Below are 4,935 nucleotides of genomic sequence, written 5' to 3'. Positions count from 1 at the left end.
TTACCTTTCTTAGAGACTGGACATCTTTAAAGGTAACGCATTTGATCGGTATTGACAATGGCTCTTTGCTTCGAAACCACCTTAATGGGTGCACAACTTTTTGGAGACCTTTTGCTTAACTAATATTTTACCAAACACAATAACGCTATAATGTGTAACAATGATAATAATTTCACTGGAGTTAGTAGTAGTTCTATAAAGGCAAAATCAATAATTTCTATGGATTCTCATATAAAAAATCCAACAATAAAAGATGAATTAATCCAAACTGTGATATTTAAGGAAAAACCAATATATCAAAAATGGAGAAGTGTGGAAGAGAATGTTGCTATTTTGTTTGGGTCGATGGAAAATGTAGTTAAAGTTACCGATGTAAGCAAAAGTAATCTAGGTTATGATTTAGAAATACAATGGAAAGATGACATCACTTATCTTGAAATAAAAAGTGTTGGCAAATTAGGGGATTCATTTTCCTTGACTAATAATGAATATGCTACGGCTGTCGAATATGCAGGAAAATATGTCTTGGCGATAGTCGAACAATCAACTGAACTCTTAACGATGTGCTTGGTTTATGAACCAATAGTAAATTTGGACTTATTTAAAAGAGTAACAAGATGGGAATGGGTTTGCAATGAGTATAGTGGAAAGGTGGTATCCTCAAAGATTAATTGATTCTAAAAGTGAAGGCGAATTGTGCAAATTTTCGAAAAGTGTCTAAAGTAAAAATACCTAATATTTGAGAATACGAGGTCAATTTACATGAGATCTAGATCAGAGAAATGGAGATTAGAGGGCTTCTACATTAAGGATGTTGAAAGAATGAGGTAAAAGTTTTGTTCTACGCATTCGACTTAATTTTTGAAATAAACAAGTTAGTTAATAGACTTGAGTCAAATGAATTGAAAATAATTTGTGAAACAATGGATAGTTATAAAAACGCTGAAGATAGAAAAATTTTTGCTCAAATTCTAAATGATTTTAATACCAAAATTAGAATTTGTGATATTCTTTCCAGGGATTTTCAATTAATGGATGATGCGAATCAAAGAAAATCTGATAGTTTAATTGAAGAGCAGTGTACTAATGAGCTTTATACAAGAATAAAGATAATTTTAGGAGATCGGTGGAATGAATTTTCTCAAATATATGAGGACCTATATTGGGAAAAAATATATAGCTTAATTAAAGAACTTTGGACAGCACTGCCTGGAGACCAGCCAGTGGAAGGTGTGGCGCGAGGTTTTAAGAATCTTTTCGAAGATTTGCATGATAATGTAATAATGAAATATCCGAAATTGTTTATTAAGAAGTTAAAAGATGTTGGAAAAATGTATCGATGCAGATCATGGAGCGTCAATGATGATTATGAATTAATGATACCGAATGAGCAATATGTTAAAGATAACAGGTGGAATCCTGATGGGGTTTCATATTTATACTTATCATGTGAAGATGCACACAAGCCGTTTGATGAGGTAGTGAATATGGCGCAAAAAACATGCTTTGAAGAAATAAGACTCGTAGAAGGAAGTGCAGTTGCTATATGTCAGTTCAAACCACTTAAAAAGGATGCTAAAATAATTGACCTATGTTATGAGGGTACTGATCCTTCAAAGTTATCAAAAGAATTCAAAACACCCCCAAAAGAAGCTCATCAAATTGTTGTAAATAAAATATTGAAAGATCCAATGCTTACAAAAAAAATAACAAAACTTGCACAGGAAAATTCAAGGGATGAATTTGTCGATAAAGCAGAACCTGACCTAAAAAAAATACATAAAGAAGCTGGTCTTGATAAGAAGATTGATGAATTAGTTCATACTAGGTTCAGTACATTAATGCTTAGCTTAATCGATAAATCAATATTTGAGGCAGTGGATATAGAAACCGATCCGGAATTAAAAGCTTATATTCCGTTTAGGGAATTCAGCCAGTTTTTAATTAAAAAGGGGTATGACGGTATAATATACAGAAGTACGAGAATGAACATGATAGGTTTAAGTGGTAAAAATCTCGTGCTTTTTGATAAGATGCATGCAACGTACAAGGAAAAATCAATGAAAAAATACAATTATACTTCAGGTAAATACGTGGAGTTTGTTTAATGTCCCTTAGTTATATGCAGCTGGAATTTTGCTGAACGACTGGATTATCCAGACAACAAACCAGAACCTGTTCCCGGTCAAGATTCTCCGGAACGACAGAACTTGATCCTCAAGCGTCGAAATATCAGTCTGGTGTTTCTTTACTACCTGAGGTTTGAATTCACCATCCTGATCTCTTGAAATATTAATCGTCAGATCCCCCATTGATGAAGTGATTGTTTTCTTGCTGTAGCCATTTTGTCGATTGTCTGTTTCCTTATTGGCATAATCATATCGGGAATACCTCAGATCATCTTCTAGCTCAGCTTCGAGCATTCCCTGAAGAGTATTTCCCAACAAATCTTTCAGCATGGCATGGATTGGACATCACCCCTATCCTATGGCTGATAGGTTGCCAGAAGTTGGCCGATTAATTCTTTTCATTCTTTGGTGAGTATTTGTTGTCTTGCCATAATAAAACTCTTACCAGATTAGTGATAAAATAAAATTAATATGACAGGCATTTCTACTCTGACACAAAATTATTTACAGGCTCTATAATTATTTATTCTGACCAATCGCTCCAACTGCAGTCTGTACATTCTATACAATAATAAAGTCGATCGTGTTCATGATCAGTGGCTGAATACCTTTTTAGTGAATTTTTTCCGCAAGCTGGACAAGCTTTTAAAGGGAATATATCGTTTGATTCATAATCAAAGATAGCATTTTTATAATTTTCAACTGGAAATAGGTTAACAATTTCTTCTATTATAGATTTTGCAGTTTTGTTAAAATTTTTATCATACGGGATAGTGATTTTACAATTTCCTTTTGAAGTATATTCAATTTTAGATTGTTGTATAGTCTCCCAAATACACTTTTTGGTTTCTGGGTTAAAAAGGATAATTATAACAGGTAATGAATGATTTAGCCAATAATTTGCGTGTTTACGGCTAAATCTAAAAATTGGACCAGTATTATTTTTCTCCTTGAAATAGCTTTTACCGGATTTAATTTGGACGGCAATCAATTTACCTTTAAGGGAAGTGTCATCAGCTATCTCGATGTGAGCATCTATACCATGATCATCCGTTGTTTGTTCGCGAAATACCCATCCAAGGTCATTATTTACAATCATCTGTACATGTCCTACTCCTTCTCGATCAGTTAATCTCATGTTTATTACCTCGCTTTTAATTTATATATACCATTTTTCTGAAATACGTGCATTATGACTGTCAGTGGGTGGCGCAGCTAGTTCAAATTTTGTTAGTGTTGGAATATTGATTGCTGATCCAAAAACAAGTGCATGACCAGTTTGCAGGTAAGTTAATCGATCAATAATACCTTCACTAATATAGGGTACCATTCTAGAAATATAGGCCAAATCATCGGGGTTTTGAACACGGTGGATAATGAAGTTACTGCACTGTGATACAACAGTCTTTGAAAGTTCATTTGGCCGTTGAGATGAAATTCCCAAGAGTAATCCAAATTTTCGCCCTTCTTTGGCAATACGTTCAAAAATATTATATCCGAGAGCACCATACTGATTCTGGTTTTTAACAAATCGATGTGCTTCTTCAATAATTAGATTGATTGGCATATCAGCTTTTACGGGGCGTTTTCTTAAAAAATCGAATATAATTTTCGACAAAACTTTGGCGACTACCTCACAAGCGGAGTCATCCAGATTGCTGATGTTGATATTTAATATTTGATGATCTCCAATTAAATTATTTACATATGAATCAATATCCGTAAATATCGTCTTGGTTAGAAGTCTGCCTTGGTCGCTATCTCTTAGTGAGTCTAAACGAGTTACAAGTGTAGATGTATATTCTTGAATTCTTTGCGAACTGATACTACCTTCGTATAATACAGCAAATGAGATAGCCTCAGCAAATTGGTTTAAGTCGTAAATAACCAGTTTTTGATTTTTCAATTCATTTGAAATATCGATGTATTCATATTGTTCACAGTGATTCTGTAATTCTTCTATTAAAGGAATTTGACCATAGGAAGTTGCCAGACAGGTTCTTATGTTTTTCCCGTTGCTTAAGCGGGTATCCAAATTAAATTCTGCTGTTCCAAATGTTGAAAGAATGACTTTTAATTTGTCACTTTTTGATGGGGAAGAATCTGAACTATTTAATACTCCCAAAATCGTACAACTTAGGATATGGTTTTTTAATTTGTTATCAGTGTTATCTTCATCAAAAAAAATCCGAGCAATGTCGATGGCACGTTTAATTATTGGTATTTGCGTTTTTTCAGAAGCATGTAAGAGGATGGCCCAGTCATCAGCAGATAATGCCCATACTGGAATTTCGAGGTATTCATCGGTAGCATAATCATCAGTAGAAAGCATCTTTGCATTAATCAAATCATTACATTGATTAATATCCTTAAATGCGGATTCGTATTCTCCATTTGAATCTAAAATAATAAACTTAGCCCCTCGTGCAGAATAATCTGTTTTTTTAAATATGTTTTGGATTATTTGTGCCATTGTATTTGATTTTCCCGATCCGGTGTTACCAAAAATCGAAAAGTGAAATCCAAAAAATTTATCAATGTTTATTTTAACATCATAGTCGGGAAAAATAACTGATTGTCCAATTGGTAAAGAAATGGCACGCGTTTCTCCATTGATTATACCAGTTACCTGGTCATCGCATTCGATTTCTAACATAATTTTCAGCCTGGATTCCCGAAATTTATAACGATGGAGGATCAATCCCTAATGCTTCATAAAGATCCTTCTGCTTTTCAGTAACTTCACCAAGTACTCGACCATGCCCAGGGGCTTCAAACAGCTCAATTAGATCAAGTTCATCGATCA

General features: G+C 33.8%; 5 protein-coding genes. 2 read left to right on the top strand and 3 right to left on the bottom strand.

Annotated features, from left to right (window positions below):
• The first annotated feature begins 150 nt into the window (after positions 1 to 150).
• Together ACEW8F_RS07455 and ACEW8F_RS07450 are read left to right on the top strand one after the other, a co-directional pair.
• On the top strand, positions 151 to 675 hold the full coding sequence (locus ACEW8F_RS07455) for a protein NO VEIN domain-containing protein (protein ID WP_373482850.1): 525 nt from the start codon (positions 151 to 153) through the stop codon (positions 673 to 675).
• A gap of 161 nt (positions 676 to 836) precedes the next feature.
• Positions 837 to 2,108: an RES family NAD+ phosphorylase gene (locus ACEW8F_RS07450; RefSeq protein WP_373482849.1), complete on the top strand. Its 1,272-nt coding sequence runs from the start codon at positions 837 to 839 to the stop codon at positions 2,106 to 2,108.
• Positions 2,109 to 2,114: 6 nt separating this feature from the next.
• Here the strand turns inward: ACEW8F_RS07450 and ACEW8F_RS07445 are convergent, their stop codons facing one another.
• From ACEW8F_RS07445 to ACEW8F_RS07435, 3 genes are all read right to left on the bottom strand, one after another.
• Positions 2,115 to 2,444 carry a transposase gene (locus ACEW8F_RS07445; RefSeq protein WP_373482848.1) on the bottom strand — a complete coding sequence of 110 codons (330 nt, stop codon included), beginning with the start codon at positions 2,442 to 2,444 and terminating at the stop codon, positions 2,115 to 2,117.
• 208 nt (positions 2,445 to 2,652) lie between these two features.
• Positions 2,653 to 3,267 (bottom strand): DUF4365 domain-containing protein, encoded by a 615-nt coding sequence (locus ACEW8F_RS07440; protein ID WP_373482847.1) that lies wholly within the window; start codon positions 3,265 to 3,267, stop codon positions 2,653 to 2,655.
• A gap of 21 nt (positions 3,268 to 3,288) precedes the next feature.
• Positions 3,289 to 4,785 carry an ATP-binding protein gene (locus ACEW8F_RS07435; RefSeq protein WP_373482846.1) on the bottom strand — a complete coding sequence of 499 codons (1,497 nt, stop codon included), beginning with the start codon at positions 4,783 to 4,785 and terminating at the stop codon, positions 3,289 to 3,291.
• Between the last annotated feature and the right edge of the window lie 150 nt (positions 4,786 to 4,935).

It is taken from the genome of Acetobacterium sp., assembly GCF_041752335.1.
Taxonomy (GTDB): Bacteria; Bacillota; Clostridia; order Eubacteriales; family Eubacteriaceae; genus Acetobacterium.
Note: the sequence above shows the minus strand (reverse complement) of the source record. Positions and strands in the feature narration are given on the sequence as shown.

What these genes read in the sequence shown, in the direction of transcription:
- ACEW8F_RS07455 (WP_373482850.1), top strand. Translation starts at nt 151, where the DNA reads ATGTGTAACAATGATAATAATTTCACTGGAGTTAGTAGTAGTTCTATA.
- ACEW8F_RS07440 (WP_373482847.1), bottom strand. Translation starts at nt 3,267, where the DNA reads ATGAGATTAACTGATCGAGAAGGAGTAGGACATGTACAGATGATTGTA.
- ACEW8F_RS07435 (WP_373482846.1), bottom strand. Translation starts at nt 4,785, where the DNA reads ATGTTAGAAATCGAATGCGATGACCAGGTAACTGGTATAATCAATGGA.